21 protein-coding genes and 1 riboswitch are annotated in these 19,693 nt (G+C 35.9%); of the genes, 10 read left to right on the top strand and 11 right to left on the bottom strand.

The genetic code is table 11. From position 1 onward, the window contains the following. Window positions 1-44: 44 nt before the first annotated feature. Window positions 45-788 carry an acetoacetyl-CoA reductase gene (locus FS802_RS07310; RefSeq protein ID WP_000250411.1) on the bottom strand — a complete coding sequence of 248 codons (744 nt, stop codon included), beginning with the start codon at window positions 786-788 and terminating at the stop codon, window positions 45-47. 153 nt (window positions 789-941) lie between these two features. After that, window positions 942-1,424: a polyhydroxyalkanoic acid synthase subunit PhaR gene (gene phaR, locus FS802_RS07315; protein WP_000566955.1), complete on the bottom strand. Its 483-nt coding sequence runs from the start codon at window positions 1,422-1,424 to the stop codon at window positions 942-944. Window positions 1,425-1,622: 198 nt separating this feature from the next. On the opposite strand from phaR, the gene phaQ reads away from it, so the two are divergent. From phaQ to FS802_RS07350, 7 genes are all read left to right on the top strand, one after another. Further along, a complete protein-coding gene (phaQ, locus tag FS802_RS07320) occupies window positions 1,623-2,075 on the top strand; it encodes a poly-beta-hydroxybutyrate-responsive repressor (RefSeq protein ID WP_000903018.1) in 453 nt (150 codons plus the stop codon). A 42-nt stretch (window positions 2,076-2,117) separates the two neighbouring features. Continuing rightward, the gene (gene phaP, locus FS802_RS07325; RefSeq protein ID WP_000448584.1) at window positions 2,118-2,642 is read left to right on the top strand and encodes a polyhydroxyalkanoic acid inclusion protein PhaP; all 525 of its coding nucleotides are present in this window, start codon (window positions 2,118-2,120) and stop codon (window positions 2,640-2,642) included. Window positions 2,643-2,743: 101 nt separating this feature from the next. Further along, window positions 2,744-3,187, top strand: a complete 444-nt coding sequence (locus FS802_RS07330; protein ID WP_001067917.1) for a MaoC family dehydratase — start codon at window positions 2,744-2,746, stop codon at window positions 3,185-3,187. Between the two features lie 147 nt (window positions 3,188-3,334). Beyond that, entirely contained in the window at window positions 3,335-3,520 is a 186-nt protein-coding gene (locus FS802_RS07335; RefSeq protein WP_000241212.1) for an alpha/beta-type small acid-soluble spore protein, read from the top strand. A 113-nt stretch (window positions 3,521-3,633) separates the two neighbouring features. Further along, complete coding sequence (locus FS802_RS07340; RefSeq protein WP_144524941.1) at window positions 3,634-4,953, top strand: TrkH family potassium uptake protein; 1,320 nt, start codon at window positions 3,634-3,636, stop codon at window positions 4,951-4,953. A 38-nt stretch (window positions 4,954-4,991) separates the two neighbouring features. After that, a riboswitch (yybP-ykoY riboswitch) is annotated at window positions 4,992-5,157 on the top strand. 90 nt (window positions 5,158-5,247) lie between these two features. Then, a complete protein-coding gene (locus FS802_RS07345; protein ID WP_137053624.1) occupies window positions 5,248-6,042 on the top strand; it encodes a TerC family protein in 795 nt (264 codons plus the stop codon). 202 nt (window positions 6,043-6,244) lie between these two features. Then, window positions 6,245-7,096 carry a formate/nitrite transporter family protein gene (locus FS802_RS07350; RefSeq protein ID WP_000893044.1) on the top strand — a complete coding sequence of 284 codons (852 nt, stop codon included), beginning with the start codon at window positions 6,245-6,247 and terminating at the stop codon, window positions 7,094-7,096. Between the two features lie 27 nt (window positions 7,097-7,123). Here the strand turns inward: FS802_RS07350 and FS802_RS07355 are convergent, their stop codons facing one another. From FS802_RS07355 to FS802_RS07395, 9 genes are all read right to left on the bottom strand, one after another. Continuing rightward, window positions 7,124-7,435 (bottom strand): cyclic-phosphate processing receiver domain-containing protein, encoded by a 312-nt coding sequence (locus FS802_RS07355; RefSeq protein WP_098653925.1) that lies wholly within the window; start codon window positions 7,433-7,435, stop codon window positions 7,124-7,126. A 14-nt stretch (window positions 7,436-7,449) separates the two neighbouring features. Beyond that, complete coding sequence (locus FS802_RS07360; protein ID WP_000495729.1) at window positions 7,450-8,172, bottom strand: prepilin peptidase; 723 nt, start codon at window positions 8,170-8,172, stop codon at window positions 7,450-7,452. 112 nt (window positions 8,173-8,284) lie between these two features. Next, on the bottom strand, window positions 8,285-8,995 hold the full coding sequence (locus FS802_RS07365; protein ID WP_000147205.1) for a LutC/YkgG family protein: 711 nt from the start codon (window positions 8,993-8,995) through the stop codon (window positions 8,285-8,287). Then, window positions 8,995-10,416 (bottom strand): LutB/LldF family L-lactate oxidation iron-sulfur protein, encoded by a 1,422-nt coding sequence (locus FS802_RS07370; protein WP_098653926.1) that lies wholly within the window; start codon window positions 10,414-10,416, stop codon window positions 8,995-8,997. Before FS802_RS07370 ends, FS802_RS07365 begins: the two co-directional genes overlap by 1 nt. A 16-nt stretch (window positions 10,417-10,432) precedes the next feature. Further along, the gene (locus FS802_RS07375; protein ID WP_000869144.1) at window positions 10,433-11,152 is read right to left on the bottom strand and encodes a (Fe-S)-binding protein; all 720 of its coding nucleotides are present in this window, start codon (window positions 11,150-11,152) and stop codon (window positions 10,433-10,435) included. 168 nt (window positions 11,153-11,320) lie between these two features. Continuing rightward, window positions 11,321-12,010 carry a FadR/GntR family transcriptional regulator gene (locus FS802_RS07380; protein WP_254913065.1) on the bottom strand — a complete coding sequence of 230 codons (690 nt, stop codon included), beginning with the start codon at window positions 12,008-12,010 and terminating at the stop codon, window positions 11,321-11,323. Between the two features lie 228 nt (window positions 12,011-12,238). Continuing rightward, entirely contained in the window at window positions 12,239-13,639 is a 1,401-nt protein-coding gene (locus FS802_RS07385) for a sensor histidine kinase (protein WP_098720231.1), read from the bottom strand. Between the two features lie 3 nt (window positions 13,640-13,642). Further along, window positions 13,643-14,314 (bottom strand): response regulator transcription factor, encoded by a 672-nt coding sequence (locus FS802_RS07390; RefSeq protein WP_000049878.1) that lies wholly within the window; start codon window positions 14,312-14,314, stop codon window positions 13,643-13,645. Continuing rightward, on the bottom strand, window positions 14,307-15,281 hold the full coding sequence (locus FS802_RS07395) for a YncE family protein (RefSeq protein ID WP_098720232.1): 975 nt from the start codon (window positions 15,279-15,281) through the stop codon (window positions 14,307-14,309). Before FS802_RS07395 ends, FS802_RS07390 begins: the two co-directional genes overlap by 8 nt. A gap of 136 nt (window positions 15,282-15,417) precedes the next feature. Here FS802_RS07395 and FS802_RS07400 point away from each other — a divergent pair, with 136 nt between their 5' ends. The 3 genes from FS802_RS07400 to FS802_RS07410 all read left to right on the top strand — a co-directional run bounded on the left by FS802_RS07400 (window position 15,418) and on the right by FS802_RS07410 (window position 19,388). After that, window positions 15,418-16,533, top strand: a complete 1,116-nt coding sequence (locus FS802_RS07400; protein WP_098720233.1) for a CdaR family transcriptional regulator — start codon at window positions 15,418-15,420, stop codon at window positions 16,531-16,533. A 117-nt stretch (window positions 16,534-16,650) separates the two neighbouring features. Beyond that, complete coding sequence (glcD, locus tag FS802_RS07405; protein ID WP_046957068.1) at window positions 16,651-18,063, top strand: glycolate oxidase subunit GlcD; 1,413 nt, start codon at window positions 16,651-16,653, stop codon at window positions 18,061-18,063. After that, the gene (locus FS802_RS07410) at window positions 18,060-19,388 is read left to right on the top strand and encodes a (Fe-S)-binding protein (RefSeq protein WP_144524943.1); all 1,329 of its coding nucleotides are present in this window, start codon (window positions 18,060-18,062) and stop codon (window positions 19,386-19,388) included. The genes glcD and FS802_RS07410 overlap by 4 nt, the downstream gene beginning before the upstream one ends. Window positions 19,389-19,693 lie beyond the last annotated feature (305 nt).

A 19,693-nucleotide genomic window follows, 5' to 3' on the forward strand; every position in this document is an offset into this window, starting at 1 on the left:
AGAAGTGCATTCCTGCTATGGATATGCACTTTTTTCTTACTTCATTACATGTATAATCCGCCGTTAATGTTTAATTGCTGACCTGTGATATATGCACCGTCACGGCATAGATATACTACACCTTTTGCAATTTCATCAGCTTGACCAAAACGTTTTTTCGGGATTTTCGCAACGATTTTTTGACGCACTTCTTCTGGTACTTCTGCTACCATTTCAGTATCAATAAATCCTGGGCAAATTGCGTTTACAGTTACATTTGTTTTTGCAAGCTCTAATGCTAATGATTTTGTAAATCCTAACATACCTGCTTTTGCTGCAGAGTAGTTTGTTTGTCCAAATCCACCAGCTTGGCCAATAATAGAAGAAATACTAATGATTCTTCCTTCTTCTGCTTCCGATATGTATGGAAGTACCGCGCTTGTTGTATTAAATACACTGCTCAAGTTCACGTCAATTACGCGCTCCCAATCTTCACGATTTAATTTTTTGAATGTACGATCTCTTGTAATACCAGCATTATTAACAAGAATATCAACTTTACCAAAATGATTCACAGCTTCTTCTACAAGTCTGTTTGCATCTTCTACTTTAGAAACATCCGCTTGAACTGCATAAACGTCATGTCCTTCTTTTCCTAATTCATTTACTAAGTTTTCAGCTGCTTCTTTACTGCTGTTATAGTTAATAACTACTTTTGCTCCCTCTTGTGCTAATGCTACTGTAATTGCTTTTCCAATTCCTTTTGCCCCACCTGTTACGATTGCTACTTTGCCATTTAATTGAACCATTTCTTTTCCCCCTTAAATGAATTTGTGAACGATTGTTATGAATCATTTTGGTACTCATATGAATAGAGTCCATATATTAATTATGTTTCGTTGTTTATATATGAAAAAGAGATTCTCCCTTTCCCTTTTGCACGTTATAAACAAACGCTATTATCATTTTTTATTTTCCGGCTTATTCGCAGGTTTTACTTCTTCTTTTGCAGGTACTTGTAGTTTCTCTAGTACTGCATTTTGCTTTTCTAGTAACTCTAAAATTTGATCAACTTTCGTTTCTAGCGTGCGAATATCTTGTTTTACTTTCGTAACATCACGCTTTAATGTAGGAGCTTGTCCTAATGAATCCACTTTCTCTTCTAGAATTTCCTCAATGTTATCAACTTTATTTTCTAAATTGATAACAAGCGTAGCTACTCTAGCGATATCCTCTCTCGTCGGCACATTCACCTGTTCTAAATAATTTTTTGTCGTATCATTTAATGCTTTTTGATAAAACAAATTCAAATCTAGAACGCTGCCCATCCAAGCAGAATATTCTTCTGTTTTAATTGTTTCATTGAGCGCTTTCCCCCAAAATGTTTCGGTTTGTTCATAAGCATTTTTCCATGCTTGCAATGGATCGAATTTTTGATCAATCACTTCGCCTACACTCCCTTTTTCGTTTTTGAAACAATTCAACCTATTCACTATTTTCTAATATTCTGAATAAAACTTCAAGTCTATATTTTATTTTTCTTTATTTTCCAATAAATATGTTGACATTAAAAACAGATAGGTGTAAATTGCACTTATAAGCAAAAAATTCCATCTAACTGATTCATGAGGTGATGCACAATCATGCTACATAATGAACCAGAACACCCAGAAAGTTTGGAAAAAAACCAAGCGAAACAACCAAACTCCATGCCAAAAAACTTCTTAGTTCCTTTCTTACTTCTCTGTCTAAAAGACTGGAGTCTTCATGGTTACAAACTCATTCAAATGCTAATGGACATCGGCTTTTCTTCTGTTGACCAAGGTAATGTGTATAGAACACTACGCAAATTAGAAAAAGAAAACCTTATTTCTTCTACTTGGGATACAAGCGAAGGCGGGCCAGCGAAACGAATTTATTCTTTAACAGAATATGGAGAGCAATATTTAACAACATGTGCGACTTCTTTTGAACATTATCAAAATATGTTGCGGACGTTTTTTACGTTATACACCAATGCATTCTTTCCATTTTCTACTTCTCCAGAAAAGGATGAAAAGGATTCTTCATCTTCACCTGGTGGTACAGCAGAGTAATCTGCGTTCACAATATGCAAAAAAACATTTGGAGGTCAAACAATGGAAACTAAGCCATACGAATTAGTCGATGCATTTTGGAAAAACTGGTCTCAATCTCTTTCCCTCTTCTCTTCAGCTGGGAAACAATTAGAGCAACTTACTTTAGAAACTTTAAAACAACAACAAGACGCTTTGCATAAATTAACATCAGGAGTAGATGAACTAGAAAAAGAACTACAACAATTCACTGCTCAGTTCAATAACCAATATACAGATTACGTCAAGCAATTAACTGGAAACTCCTTAAATGATCAAATTAACGAGTGGCAAGGAAAATGGAATGAACTTTCTACTCAAATGCACCAACTTACTGTTTCTCCTACGAAAACATCTTTGTCTATTCTTACTCAAACTAGCGGTCAATTTGAAGAAACAACAAAACAATTTATCGAACAACAACAATTACAACGTGACGAGGTTCAAAAACAGTTAGATGTTTTTTTGGGAGAGTTCAAGTCCAAACAACTAGAACTCGCAAAGCAGTTCGAGGAAAACTCAAAAAATTTATTTACTTCCATCAAGTAAGAAAGATGTGGGAGCTAACTGCAGCACAAACAAAACTCTTTCTTCCTCCTACTACATCAAGATGGCTGGCATTTTTCGATATGGAAAAGAAGGAGGCCAAAATGAATCCATTTCAAGAAGCACAAACTGTTCCGGAGCTTCGTTATGATGAGATTCAAGTCGGTGATCAAGCATCCCTTACAAAAACTATTACGGATGAGGACGTTATTAATTTTGCAAAATTGACTGGAGATGTGAATCCTATTCATATTTTAGATTCTTTTGCAAAAACGACAATGTTTAAAGAACGTATTGCTCATGGCATGCTCGTTTCCAGTTTCATTTCGACGATTCTTGGAACGAAACTCCCTGGCAAAAACACGATTTATTTATCTCAAAACGTTTCATTCCGTGCTCCTGTCAAAATTGGTGATACACTTCGCGTTGTGGCAGAAGTCATTAAAAAACGAGACGATAAAAAAATCATTACGTTGCAAACAAACATATATAATCAATCCGGTGATATTGTCGTGGAAGGTACAGCGACAATACTGAAAAAAGAGTAGCAAATTTGCTACTCTTTTTTCTATCCAATAACTTCTAATCACACCGATTACTTCCGCGTATGAGTACGTCGTTTCCACATAAAATAACGTTACCAGTTTAGATAGGTACTTAGCTGAACTGGACTACTTATAAGGATGTGTATCAACATGGTAAAAACAAACAAATTACTAGTTCCAGGTGCAGAACAAGCGCTTGAACAATTTAAATATGAAATCGCACAAGAATTCGGTGTTAGCTTAGGTTCTAATACAGCATCTCGTTCTAACGGTTCAGTTGGCGGTGAAGTAACGAAACGACTTGTTGCTTTAGCTCAACAACAATTACGTGGATAATACTATACCATATGGCTTAGAGGCAGATTTCTCTGCCTCTTTCTATTTTTAACATACATAATCGTGCTTTTTCACATACTAGTAAGAGCAAACTGAAAGGAACGATATGTAACATGAAACGGATTAATATTAGCATGAGTCCTCCCCGTGTTCTTACTTTGTCTTTTATTATGTTATCAATTATCGGTACATGCTTATTAAAGCTACCAATTGCTACAACAACGTCTATTTCATGGCTCGATGCTTTATTTACAACCGTTTCTGCTTGTACGGTTACAGGGCTTGGTGTTGTAGACACAGGAAAAGTATTTACCTTATTTGGCCAATGTGTCATTTTAACGCTTATACAAGTGGGCGGACTTGGCATTATGAGCTTTGCCGTTTTAATTGCGATTATGCTCGGCAGAAAAATTGGTCTTCAAAACCGAATTTTGTTACAACAAGCGTTAAATCAAACGAACATTGGTGGCGTCATTCATCTTGCCAAAGCATTATTTTTATTCTCTTTTACAGTCGAATGTATCGCTACTTTAATTCTTTCTTTTGAATGGGTACCAAAATACGGGATTGCTAAAGGGATCTATTATAGCTTTTTTCATTCGATCTCTGCTTTTAACAATGCTGGTTTTTCTGTGTGGAGCGATAATTTAATGTCCCATTCTCATAGTATTCTTGTCAATCTCGTTATTTCCTCCCTCATTATTTTAGGTGGAATTGGTTTTACAGTAATCGTAGATATAAAAAGAAAGAAAAATTTTAAAAACCTTACATTACACTCAAAACTTATGCTCTCTTCTACTCTAATCGTCAATATTATTGCGACTGTTTTTATTTTTATATTCGAGTTCCACAATTCCCTTTCTATGAGAGGATTTACCCCATTTGAAGAAGGAATGGCCGCTTATTTCCAGGCAGTTTCAACTCGTACTGCCGGGTTTAATACAGTTGATATTTCTGCATTATCAAAGCCTTCCCTACTATTAATGATGCTCCTTATGTTTATTGGCGCTGGTAGTGCTTCAACCGGTGGTGGAATTAAGTTAACAACATTTTTAATCATGTTTTTTGGGGTATTTAAATTTTTACAAGAACAAGATGATATTGTCGTTTTTAAAAAATCTATTAAAGATACTCTCATTGTCAAAGCATTGACCATCACTATTATTTCCATTTCATTTATCTTTTTTGCTATTTTAATTTTAAGTATTACTGAGCGAGTTCCTCTATTGATGAGTGCTTTCGAAGTATTTTCAGCATTTGGGACTGTGGGTCTCAGTATGAATTTCACACCACACTTAACTATGATCGGAAAAGCTATTATCATCTTTATGATGTTTTTTGGGAAAATGGGACCTTTAACATTGGCTTTTTCATTTGCACGTAAAAAGAACCGAAAAATAAAATATCCGAATGAAGATATTTTAACAGGTTGACAACCGTATAAATTATCCATATAATGAGAGTACAATAGCATATCTCCAAAGGGGAGTAGCGTCCAAGAATATTTCTTGGAAACAAAGTCGTCATTACGTAGAACTTAGTTCTTCCGGCTTTGTTGGCATTTTCATTACATATGTCTAGCAAGACCTTTGCCTATTAACGGCAGAGGTCTTTTTTGTATTAATTTCCAAATTCTTCCAAAGTTAATAGGCAGGAGTATGGGGAAACTAAATAGTGGGGAAATTCTTCACTTATTTAGTACTTATAGAAATGAGAGGAGAATGTACATGGATGTATCATTATTATTGGAGTATGGTTGGGTATTACTCATCCTAATTGCACTAGAGGGGATTTTAGCGGCTGATAACGCTCTCGTTCTTGCAATTATGGTAAAACATTTACCAGAAGAAAAACGAAAGAAAGCACTATTTTACGGATTAGCGGGGGCATTTGTTTTCCGTTTCGGATCGTTATTTATGATTTCGTTCCTAGTCGACGTATGGCAAGTGCAAGCAATCGGTGCAATTTATCTTATGTTTATCGCTGGTAATCACTTATTTAAAACGTATGTTAAAAAGAATTCGGATGAAGACACAGAAGAAAAAGAAGCAAAGAAAAAACAAGAGAACTTTTGGTGGACTGTATTTAAAGTTGAGGTTGCTGATATCGCCTTTGCAGTTGATTCAATTTTAGCTGCTGTTGCATTAGCAATGACTTTACCAAAAACAGGCTTAGGTACAATTGGTAGTCTTGATACTGGACAATTCGTTGTTATCTTTGTAGGTGGACTTATCGGATTAATCATTATGCGATTTGCAGCAACTGCTTTCGTACAAATATTAAAACGTAAACCAGGACTTGAAACTGCAGCATTTTTAATTGTAGGTTGGGTTGGTGTGAAGTTAGCAGTTTATACATTAGCACACCCTGCATTAAATGTAATTCCGCATTCATTCCCAGAATCTACACCATGGAAACTTACATTCTGGATTGTATTAGTTGGAATCGCAGTTGGTGGCTGGTTCTTCTCGAAAGAAGTAGAAGTAAAAGTAGAAAAGAATTTAGACGAAAAAGCGCTGTAATTACAGCGCTTTTTCTTTTTTCCTTCCCCCTCTCAATGTCCAGAAAAATTTCCATTATACTATCTTTTGTAAACGTTTTCTTAATGTATGTATGTCCTTTTTGTGAAACATTGCACAAACTTATTGAAACTAAGAATAATTCCATGTACTTTATTCATATAAGGAGTATTTATAGATGATGTACTAAAGGAGCGTATTACTCATGCTAGAACAAGGATTAGATTATGTTGTCAAACTGGCTAAGAGCAAAAAACAAATGCTAGATACAAACCCGATGCAATATTTCATTCGTGCCGCACTTGCGGGTATTTATATCGGTTTTATTATTGTACTATGTTTTAAATTAGGCAACTTTTTTCACATTGCAGATTCACCAGCAACTTATTTAGCTGCTTCTATGTTTTTCGGAATTGCTCTCGTTCTTATTATATATGGCGGTGCTGAATTGTTTACTGGAAACACAATGTACTTCACTGTAGCAACTTTAAGAAAAGAAACAACGATTTCTGATACACTTCGTAACTGGTTCGCTTGTTATGCAGGGAATTTAGCTGGAGCTTTATTCTTTGCCTTACTATTTTATGCAACTGGAATTTTCGAAGCAATTGATCACGGCCATTTCATGAATAAAGTAGTAGAAGGAAAAATGAATACACCTACAATGCAATTATTCTTTAAAGCAATTTTATGTAACTGGCTTGTATGTCTTGCGTGTTTCTTACCTTCTCAAGTTAAAGGTGATACAGCAAAAATTATGATGATGATGCTACTCGTTTTCACATTCTTCTTATCTGGTTACGAGCATAGCATTGCAAACTTATCACTGTTTGCTCTATCTTTAGTTTCACCGCATCCGGAGACAATTTCTTTTGCAGGTGCTATTCATAACTTAATTCCAGTTACAATCGGTAACATTATTGGCGGGTCCGTCTTTGTCGGTATGGTATACCATTACTTAACAAAGAAAGTACCTGACGTGAAACAAGAAGAAACTGAATTAGTAGCAGCTCAACAAGAAGAAATCATTCCGTTACAAGCACATATGAAACATTAAAAACTCCAAAGTTTTACTTTGGAGTTTTTAGCTCCCCACATATTTAACAACAAGGTGCGGATTAATTTCTCCTTCTTCCTTTCCCTTATTAATTCTCTGTTTCATCTTGTGCATACCGATGACATCATTCGTATGAAGGTGATTTTCATTTACATATAAACCCTCTTTACAAAAAGCCTCTAGAAAATCTAATCCATTTCTTTCCCCCCATCCCATATTAAAATTAAGGGAAAGAATATTCACATCATAATCCCGAACCATGTGCAAAGCACATTCTACTGTAGTGGCGGGCACATACCCGTACGGACAACTTCTTTGATCATCCATATATACATTCATTTTCTATCCCCTCTCTATTTTATATACGTGACCAACATGTAACATATTGCTCCAAGACTAATAAAAGGACCGAACGGAATTTGGCTCCTCATTTTCATACGTTTTAATACTATACCAACTCCAAAGAAACAAAGACTAAAGCAAGATGCTAAAAATAAAATCATAAAAATCCCTTTCAGTCCCACTATAAATCCAAGTAACGAAAGTAATTTTATATCCCCTCCACCAAGCCCTTCTGGATATATCTTTTGCATGCAATATAACAAAATGAATATAACGCCACTACCAACTATACTATCTGTCCAAGTCACTAACGGTACAAAAATACATTCTAAAATGAGTAAACAGGCAAACCAAGCTAAAATACGATTTGGGATTAACATATATATGTAATCTGTAACTGAAATAATAAGAAGTAGCGAAAATAGCGATAAAATGATGATAAGCTCTCGTTCCACCCCAATCATATATACAGTAAGAAAAAATATCATTCCGGTTACAAGTTCAAATACTACGTACAAAATTGAAATTTTCCTCTTACAATTCGTACAACGTCCCCGTTGTATACAAAATGAAATGATTGGGATCAATTCTTTTGGCTTTAGCACATACTTACAATAATGACAATGTGAACGAGGGGTAATGATAGACTCACCTAGCGGCACTCTCATCGCAATTAACATAAAAAAAGAACCAAACACCATCCCCACTAACAATGCATATAAATAAGTGAACATCCCTTCCTCTCCTTTCCAGAAGAACATAGCAAAAAAAGGAGAGAAATTCTACTTCATATTATTTCTATTCTATTAAAAAAGCAGGCCATTTTCTGGCCTGCTTTCCCCTCTTTTATACGATGAAATATACTGCTTTTAATGGTCCGTGTACTCCGACAACAAGATTCATTTCAATATCTGCCGAGTTACTAGGTCCTGTAATAAAGTTAATACAAGATGCTACTGCCTCGCCATTTTCTACACGTGTGTTCATATCCTGAACTGCTTGTGTAATACGAGGCACAAGTGTTTCACGTGGAATAATAGCAAAGTAAACAGTTGGTAAAAAGTGTAAAGAACGACCTTGACCTTTATGACTTTGTACAACAATCGTACCAGATTCAGCTAAAGTATAATCACTAAATGCGATTCCAATATTCGCTCTTTCTGCGATACGCATATTCTCTTCTTTTTTCTCAGGATCCCATACATTCACTTCAACATTTTGCTTTGGAAGCTCTTCTTTAAATAAAGAAGTCAATCCATAAGAATCAAAACGTTCATCTGCCGATAACATAATAGGTCCCCCGCCGTTTTCCACGATTACTTTTTGAATATCTTCACGTAAACGGTCGTTTGTCGTTTCCACTACAGTTGTATGAATGTTTGTACATTGATTTTTAAATACTTCTAACAATTCTTCTTGTGAATAATCTTTTAGCGTTTCTACATTCACATTACTTTTCCATGCTGGGCGCTTTACGCCTTCCGTTTTCCGCTCACGTCCAAGTTCTTTTGCAATATTATCTAGAAAGGACTCACGGTTTTGAATTAATCCTGTCATTATTTGTCCCCGCCTTTCTTATGATCTTTATACCAATCACGGAATCGTTCTTTACTTGGAGCCGGGAATTCACGAATATCTGTCCAGTTTTTAAGTGGCCCAACACCTTTTGATACACGGTTGCCAGATGTAAATGGACTCATTGCTGCTGGCGCCATTTTTGATCCCATTTTATATAAAGCTGCTGAAGATGCACCCATACTAAACATTTTCATTGCTAATTTTTCTGCAAGTGGTGCACGTCCTTCTTGCTCAACAATTACTTGACGATGTTTTAATAATAAATCATGCAATGGTATTTTTACTGGACAAGCTTCTGTACACGCTCCGCATAAACTAGAGGCATATGGAAGCTCTTTGTAATCATCATATCCGCCTAAAAGTGGTGTTAATACCGCACCGATTGGTCCTGAGTATATAGAACCATACGAATGTCCACCAACGTGACGATATACAGGACATACGTTAACACAAGCAGCACAACGAATACATTGCAATACTGAGCGGAATTCAGATCCAAGAATTTGAGAGCGGCCATTATCAACAACAACTAAGTGAAATTCTTCTGGTCCATCTACTTCCTCTTCTTGAATTGGTCCCGCTACAGTTACATAACTTGTTAATTTTTGCCCTACTGCACTACGACATAGTAAACCAACTAAAACATCTAATTCTTCCATTGTCGGAACCATACGTTCCATACCCATTACTGCAATTTGAGTTTTCGGAATCGACATAACAAGATCGGCATTACCTTCGTTCGTTACTAAACAAAGAGAGCCAGTATTTGCAACTGCAAAGTTACAACCTGTCACACCAATTTCTGCATCCATAAATTTCTCACGAAGTTGTTTACGAACAAACTTTGTCATTTCATATGGATCATCAGAATTTTCATAGCCAAGCTTTTCTTTAAATACATCACGAATTTGCGTTCTGTTTTTATGAAGTGCGGGCGCAATAATATGTGAAGGTGGATCATTATCTACTTGCAAGATATACTCTCCTAAGTCACTTTCTAACACTTCACAACCAATCTCTTGAAGGGCATGATTCATACTAATTTCTTCAGTTACCATTGATTTTGATTTTACAACTTTCTTCGCTTGTTTCTTTTTTGCAACGTCTTGAATATACTTTGCTGCTTCCTCTTTCGTTTTCGCAAAGTACACATGTCCGCCTCTTTTTGATACATTTTCACTTAACTGCATTAAGTAATAATCAAGATTTTCTAACGTATGTTGGCGAATTTGTTCACCTAGTTCACGCCACTCTTCCCAGTTTCCTAATTCGTCCGCTGCTTTTAAGCGATTCGTATATAAGCGCGTTTGCGCAGAAGATACTGCTCCGCGCATAAAAGAGTCTTGAATTCCATCGCCAACGCGATCATTAAATTTTTTCTCACTGATTTTCATAGACATAGCTTATGTTCCCCCTTCATGAGCGACTATTTAGTACCTCAGCAATATGCATTACTTTTATTTCTTTTCCTAAACGCTCAATACGTCCGCCAATGTTTAACAAACACCCACAATCTGCACCGATTAAATAATCAGCACCTGTTTCCATTGCACTATCTACCTTTTCATCTACCATTTGCTCAGAAATTGGAGTCATCTTCACTGAAAACGTTCCCCCAAACCCACAACAATTTTGTTCGTTTGGCAGTTCTCTCACAGTTAATCCTTTTACGTTTGATAATAAAATTCCTGGTGCCTCTTTTACTCCAAGCAGCCGTGTCATATGACAAGATTTATGAATAGTAGCTATTCCTGGTAAGCTTGCACCAACATCTGTCACTTTTAAAACATCTACAATAAATTGTGTAAATTCATATGTTTTATCAGCAACCTTTTGTGCACGTTTAGCCCACTTCGGATCATCTTTAAAAACATGCGGATACTCATGAAACATTGTCGCACAAGAACCAGATGGTGTAACGATATATTCTGCATCTTCAAAAGTTTCAATCATATGTTTCATCGCTTCTTTTGCTGCTTCTACATGGCCGCTATTATAAGCAGGCTGACCACAACAAACTTGTGCTTCTGGAAATTCAATTTCACAACCTAAACGCTCCAACACTTCAACTGTTGCTTTGCCGACGTTTGTTTCAAACATATCGACTAAACAAGTAACAAATAAAGTAACTTTCATAATTATTACTCCCCCTTTTTACAACTCCACCAACAAACATATGGTCATCAGATGACTAAGAAAAGAAGAAGTAGGCTCAACCATGGCCTATCCTCTCCCTCTTCTAAAGAAAACGCTTACTTAATCTTTCTCTATTTTATCAAAAAATTTGATTTTTAAAAGATTAAATTACGAATTTATATCGTTTTTACCTGTGACAATATGTTCTACATTTGTTAAATGATCTAGCATTGCTTGCTGCGCTAATTCTACATCTTGCTTTAACACTGCATCATATATAACTTGATGCTCTTCTATAAGTCGTTCTGATGTTGTTTGTTCACCATATAAAATAATGCGTCTTGATTCACCAATCGTTTCAGCAATCATCTCTGAAACGTGATTCATGAGTTCAAGCAAAATGTTGTTATGCGAAGACTCTGCAATTCCCATATGGAACTGAAAATCTGCTTTTTCGCCAGCCTTTTCATCTCCAATGCTCTTTGCCATTTCATCTAACCAATGCTTCATATTTTGCAAATTATCTTCCGTACGTTTTGCCGCAGCTGCTCGAACTGCCCCCACTTCAAGCACCTTTCGTACTTCTAATAAGTTCAAAATATCTTCTTTCTTCATTAATAATTTATTGTTTAATGATTTTGTTAATGAAGAAGAATCGAAATTCTTCACATATGTACCTTCTCCTTGTTTCATCTCAATTAAGCCCATTGCTCTTAGCGCACTTAGCGCTTCACGAACAGCAGATCTACCAACTTGAAACTGCTCAGCTAATTGATGTACAGGAAGTAGTTTGTCACCAGGTTTTAACGTACCATTTTTAATCATTGTTAAAATAGCTTCAGATACTTCTTCGTAAATCTTTTTCGGTTTAATAGATTTGTACTCCAGTTAAATCACCTCAGTATCTTCCAAACAACAATTGAAACGATTTATAAGAACTTTGCATCATAACTATTTTAGAACGAATTGGTAAGAAGTACAAATGTTTTGTTCATAAAATCGTCAAATTTTTAATATTTATTCGATATTAATTTATATGTATTCCTCTATTCGTTTGCACTCATGAAGAAAAGCATGTCCTTCACGTTAGAACATGCTTTCTTCAACTTGTATTTTCAATTTAATACTAACCGTCGTTCCATGCCCTTTTTCACTTTCAATTCGCCACTGTCCATCATGTATATGAACAATTTGTCTAACAATGGCAAGGCCTAAACCTGTTCCACCATGTTGACGACTTCTCGCTTTATCAACGCGGTAAAAACGTTCACCAAGATTTTCTAAATGCTCTGTTTCAATACCGATTCCTGTATCTTTTATGTTTAATTCACAGTAATCATCTATCTGCCTGAGTGTTATCACAATATCCCCATTTTGATTTGTATACCGTATCGCATTATCTAACACGTTATGAAGCACTTGTTGCATACGATCCTCATCAATCATTACAATGATTTCTGGATTTAAATTTGTTGAAATACGAATTTTCTTTTCTATAAACTTAATCTCATACGTATCTAACACATCTTCAATCAGTTGTGAAAAAACAATAGGTTGTTTCTTTAACGGAAAATGTTCACCTTCTAATTGTGCTAAATCTAATAAATCATGAACGAGACGCTGCATACGACCCGCTTCTTTATGAATGAGCTGTGTTACTTTTTCCTGCTGTGGTCCCTTCGCTACACCATCTAAAATAGCTTCACTATATCCTTTTATATAACTAAGCGGTGTTCTTAGTTCATGCGAAACGTTAGCTAAAAATTCCTTACGCTTTACGTCTTCTGTCTCTAAAGAATTTGCCATTTTATTGAATGCTTTTCCTAATCGTCCAATTTCATCTTCGGAAGAAATTGTAATCCGTTCTGAGAAATCTCCCGTAGCCAAATGATTGGCAACTCGTTCCATTTGCGAAAGCGGTCTCGTAATAGCAATAATAATCTTTCTACCAATCCATATTGTCAGTAAAGTCATAGCAAGTGCTAACGGTGCTAAAATAAGGCCCATATCATATATTAAGTCTTTTATACTTTTTAAAGGAATATAAGAATATACAATGCCAACTAACTTTTTATTTTCTAAAACAGGGATGACAACCCCCATAATATTTCGGTCAAAATGTTCCTCATACCCTATCTTTGTCACAGTTTTTCCATCTAATAATGCTTGTCTGTCCCCTTCACTTATAAAAGAATGATGATGCACATCAAAAGGTAAACACGCGCTTAAATCACGCGGATTAGATACGAAAAGAACATCTGAACTAGATATTTGATCAAATGCTCTTACTTTCTCTTCAAAAGTTGCTATTCCTTCACGCTTATCATATTGCGCAGCAAGACGCTTCCCTTCCATTACTAATGAATCTTTTAAATTATCAACGTATAGTTTTTCATACGAGTATAAAGATACAAAATAAAGAAAGGAAACTGTTACACATACTGCACATACTACTGTAAGCCAAAGCTTCTGTACCATCGTAAACATACGTTACACCTCAAATTTATAGCCTACACCCCAAACCGTTTGAATGTAGTTTCCACTTTCTCCAAGCTTCAAACGCATCGTTTTCACGTGCGTATCCACTGTTCTTGTACTTCCGGCATAATCATATCCCCATACCTTTTCCAGCAATTGTTCCCGGCTAAATACTTGTCCCGTATGTTGGCAAAGAAAATAGAGTAAATCAAACTCTTTTACTGTAAGAGAAATTGGCTCACCATCAGCCTCAATCTTCCTACTTTTTTCATTAATAAGGATCGGTCCAAACTGAATCTCCTCTTGTTGCTCTTGCTTTGTATAACGTCTTAACACAGCTTCCATACGAGCAATTAATTCTCCAGGACTAAATGGCTTTACAATATAATCATCTGCTCCCATACGTAAGCCGTTCACCCTATTCCACTCTTCACCTTTTGCTGTTAAAAATATAATTGGTACATCCGACGTTTTTCTAATTTCTTTACAAACTGAAAGTCCATCCATCTCTGGCATCATAATATCTAATACAACGAAATCATAATGATCCGTCTCTAATTTTTTTAGTGCCTCTTTTCCATTTTCAGCTTCTCCCCACTCGTATCCGAAATTATCTAAGTACATTCCAACAAGCTGCCTCATATCACTTTCATCATCTACAACTAGCACCCTATATTTACTCATTGTCCTTCCCTTCCCTCTCTATGAGTTGAAACGGCCCTTTTCCGACTTTAATTGTTTGTTTTATTTTCAAACTCTTCATATCCATGATGCACAATTCATCACTATCATAGCTTGCTACGTATCCTTCTGCTCCGCTCTTCAAAAATGCAAATGGATTCGATCCTACTTCTACAGAAGCCACCTCTTTATACGTGCTAACATCAAACTTTCTAAGCGTATTCGAACCGTGACTTAATGCATATACATACTTATTATCCTTCGTTATATTCACAGGCATAAAAGGAGCATGTAAAGAACGTACCATTTCTCCGCTCTGCAATGAATACACTAATACTTTCTCATTGACTTGATTTCCATCACCATGTCCGCCAATCCATATTTCTTTCCCATCTGGGCTAATTGTCGCTCCCGTTGATGCTGGGGGAATCATAAAGGATTGTATCACTTCTTTTTTCTTTGTATCAATGGTCGTTAGCTTCGTATCATAAAAATTTAATACCGATAACTGGTTATCGTGCTCTACCATCGTTATTGGTCCTTTTCCGGTTGACACACTCCCTGTCTCTCTCCCTTTTATCGTAAAGAACCTTACCTTTTGAGCAGTTTGATCGGCAGCAAATAATTGTTTTTTATCCTCGGATACAATCACATTTACAATGCCTTTTCCAGTTTTATATTTGTCCACTTGCCTTCCTTCTGCTAGTGAATATACATACATGTACTCTAACTGCTTGCCATATACAAGTATGTCCTCACCGTTTGGAAGTAGTGCAACTCCTGCCACTGGTTCATTAAGTTCCCATGTCGTAATTAACTTTTTAGTTTTTTCATCAACAAAACTGATACTACCTTCTTTTATATTCGTTGTTATAATAACACTTTTATCTTTAGCAATCGGTGTATATGAACTTCCTTGACACCCTACTAATAGAAATAAAAAACAGAGAAGAAAAACATACTTTCTCAAAAGATTCCCTCCATCTTCGGATGATTTCGTTATAATTGTAAAATAACAAATAAATGTGTGGAAAGTGTGAAATCTCCCTTTCTTACTTCATTTACATATATAATGTACAACAAATAGAATTTGAGGTGTGCAAATTATGCTTTTTCCTGATTTAGCGAATAAAATTGTACGAGAAGTACGCAGATTAATTAAAGAAAATATTATTATCATTAATATACAAGGCGTTATTATCGCAAGTACAGATGTAGAAAGAATCGGTCAATTTCATGAAGGCGCACTCCGTTGTGCAAAACAAAAGAAAACTGTCATTATTACAAAAGAAGATGAACGACGTTTGCAAGGCGTAAAGGCGGGTATGAACCTCCCCTTACTATTTCATGACGAAGTAATTGGTGTCATTGGAATTACAGGCGAACCTGAAAACATTTCACAATACGGAGAAATATTACGTAAAATGACCGAACTACTCATTCACGAAAACTACTTTTTAGAACAACTAGAACTTGAACACCGTTCTTATGAAGCATTTGTCTTTGATTGGCTTCAAAATACAGACTGGTCTCCAAGCTTTCTCGATCGCGCAAAAACACTTGGTATTGATTTATATAAGAAGAAACAACTTATTTTGTTCTCTATCGATCAAAATGACACGATGCTTCAGCGTAAGATTTGGCAACACGTACGCAATCTATTAACAAAGGAGCATCTATTTGTTCGTTGGGGAAATGATCGATTCATTTTATTTACAGCCACAAACTCCAAAGAGCAAACGTATCAATTTTTAAAAAGATTAAAACAAGACTGTGAAACTTTGTTTTCTATTGCTTTATATATTGGGATTGGACAATCCGTTACACCAAGCAATATGAACTTATCGTACGAACAAGCATTACAAGCTCTTTCCGTATCACTTGAAACGAAAAAAATTGTATTTAATGAAGATTTACGTTTAGAAATGTGCTTACAAGATATTTCTGCTGAAACGCGGGAACAGTTTCTAAGGCGCACCATCGAAAACTTACTATCATCTCCTGAGCTTATGCACACTTTACGCTTATTTATTGATTATAACCAATCCTATAAACAAACAGCTGAACAATTACATATACACATTAACACATTGCATTACAGACTTAAAAAGATTGAGGAGCATACAGGGCTTGACCCGAAACAATTCAAAGACTTAAACATTTTATACTTCTCGCTCCTCTTATTAGATAATCATACAAAAAAGAATGATAAAAAAGATTAATCTTTAGATGATTATACATAGAAAGAATCCCCCAACTTTTTTATCATTATAATGAAAGCACTGTTACAACGTTTTTTATGATGACTAAATACGTTAACAGTTTGAGGGGGATTTCCAATGTTAGAAAAGCAAATTATTCATTCATTCGTATCCATTGTTGGCGAAGATAATGTAGATACATCCAATATGGGGCGTTTAACGTATAGTTATGATGCCACTCCAAACTTCCAAGCAATGCCTGATGCAGTCATTGCTCCTCGTAATACAAATGAAGTAGCTGAAGTGTTAAAAATATGTAACACTCACAAAATCCCTGTATATGTCCGTGGTTCTGGAACAAACCTTTGCGCGGGGACATGTCCACTTGAAGGCGGTATCGTCCTTATCTTCCGCCATATGAATAACATTTTAGAAATTGATGAAGAGAATTTAACAATTACTGTACAAGCTGGTGTAATTACGCTTGATATTATTAAAGCGGTAGAAGAAAAAGGTTTATTTTATCCACCAGATCCAAGCTCGATGAAAATTTCTACAATCGGCGGTAACATTAATGAAAACTCAGGTGGATTACGCGGATTAAAATATGGCGTAACACGTGATTATGTGATGGGTCTTGAACTTGTCTTACCAAATGGCGATATTATTCGTACTGGCGGTAAATTAGCAAAAGATGTAGCTGGTTACGATTTAACTCGGTTATTTATCGGTTCTGAAGGCACACTTGGCGTCGTAACAGAAGCTATATTAAAACTTGTTCCTATGCCTGAAACGAAGAAAACGATGCTTGCACTATATGAAGATATTAATGAAGCTGCACGTGCTGTTTCTTCTATTATTGCAAATAAAATCATTCCAGCGACACTTGAGTTTTTAGACCAGCCGACAATTGAAGTAGTAGAAGAGTTTGCACAAATCGGTTTACCAACTGATGTAAAAGCAATTTTATTAATCGAACAAGACGGTCCGCCTGAAGTTGTCAATCGAGATATTGAAAAAATGGCTAACGTTTGCCGCTCTATGAATGCAGTCGATGTTCGCATTGCAAAAGATGAAGCGGAAGCAGATGCGCTTCGGACAGCTCGCCGTAGTGCACTATCAGCACTTGCAAGATTAAAACCTACTACAATATTAGAAGATGCAACGGTACCACGCTCACAAATAGCTCCGATGGTTGAAGCTATTAATGCCATTGCAAAAAAATATAATATTCCTATTTGTACATTTGGGCATGCTGGCGACGGCAACCTACACCCAACTTGTATGACAGATGCTCGTAATGAAGAAGAAATGCACCGAGCTGAACAAGCTTTTGCTGAAATATTTGCGAAAGCAATTGAACTTGGTGGCACAATTACTGGTGAACATGGTGTTGGTGCGATGAAAGCTCCTTATTTAGAAATGAAATTAGGTAAAGAAGGTATTGCTGCCATGCAAGGAATTAAACAAGCCTTCGATCCAAATAACATTATGAACCCTGGCAAGATGTTCGCGAAAGACACTCGCAAAAGAGTGGTGGTTGAACGATGACAACATTAAATAAAGAAAACATTCAAAAAGAATTTAAAGAAAGATTAAGTGAAGATGAACTACTAAACTGTATGCGATGCGGTTTCTGTTTACCTACTTGTCCTACTTACATTCAATCTGGATATAAAGAATCACATTCACCACGAGGACGTATTGCATTAATGAAAGCGGTCGTTGACGGTTTAATTGAACCAGATGAAGATGTTGAAAATACATTGAATGTTTGCCTTGGCTGCCGTGCTTGTGAACCTGTTTGTCCATCAGGTGTAAATTACGGACATTTATTAGAAGAAGCTCGTGATATTATCAATCAAAACAAAAAGTTCTCGGTGCCAGTGAGAGCCGTTCGTAAAGTCGTTTTTGAAGGACTATTCCCCCATCAAAATCGAATGAGAACATTAACAGGACTAATCGGATTTTATCAGCGTTCTGGATTACAAACGCTAACACATAAAACAGGGATTATGAAGTTATTACCTGAAACACTTGCAACGATGGATCTCGTTTTACCAAAAGTCCCTAAAATGAAAGCAATGAAAGATCGTCCTGAATTTTTACCTGCTGAAAGTACAAAAAAGAAACAAGTTGCATTCTTCACAGGCTGTTTAATGGATACGATGTTTTTAGAAACAAATAACGCAACGATGAAACTTCTTCAGTTAGCTGGTTGTGATATCGTTATTCCGAAAACACAAAGTTGCTGCGGTGCATTACATGGGCATGCTGGTGAAAAGAGCGGAGCGAAGGAATTAGCGAAACGAAATATAAAAGCATTCGAAGATTTAAACCTCGACTATATTATTACGAATGCAGGTGGTTGCGGAGCTTACCTCGTAGACTACGATTATCTTTTAAAAGATGATCCACAGTGGGCAGAACGTGCAAAGCAGTTTGTTTCTAAAATTAAAGATATTACCGCTATTCTAGTAGAACTAGATTTCCATAAACGAAATGACTTACGACTCACACCGCAAATTATTACGTATCAAGACTCTTGTCATTTACGCAATGTTATGCGAACATCTTCAGAACCTCGTATGTTACTAGAAGCAATTCAAGGCGCAACATACCGTGAAATGAAAGATGCGGATCGCTGCTGTGGTTCTGCTGGTATTTACAATATTGTTCATTCAGAACTATCCATGGAATTTCTAGATTATAAAATGGACCGTGTACATGAAACAGAAGCAGCAACTATTGTTACTGCAAATCCAGGTTGTCTACTACAAATGAAATTAGGCATCGAACGAGAAGGACTTTCTCATAAAATGAGAGGAATTCACATTGTAGATTTATTATTAGAAGCAATTGAAACCAACTCGTAATAACTCGTAACATACGTAATAATAGGAAAACGGCTATCTCCTTCGTCTATGTAAAGAGATAGCCGCTTTTTTGTCCGCTACAAGATTAAGAATATGTTACTTTATTATAAAAAAGAACAACAGAAACATTACAGTTTTGTAAAAATCAATCCAGTATATTCCTCAAAAAAACGCTCAAATCATTGATACAATAGGATTCTTCATTTTCAATATAGGTACATTTATCCAAAAACCCCCTCTTAAAACGAAGTATAAAAATGCTAAAAATTCCTTTTATACTCTATGTTTCTCTTATTTTTTCCCTT

The sequence above is a fragment of the Bacillus sp. DE0042 genome (assembly GCF_007680225.1).
Taxonomy (GTDB): domain Bacteria; phylum Bacillota; class Bacilli; order Bacillales; family Bacillaceae_G; genus Bacillus_A; species Bacillus_A wiedmannii.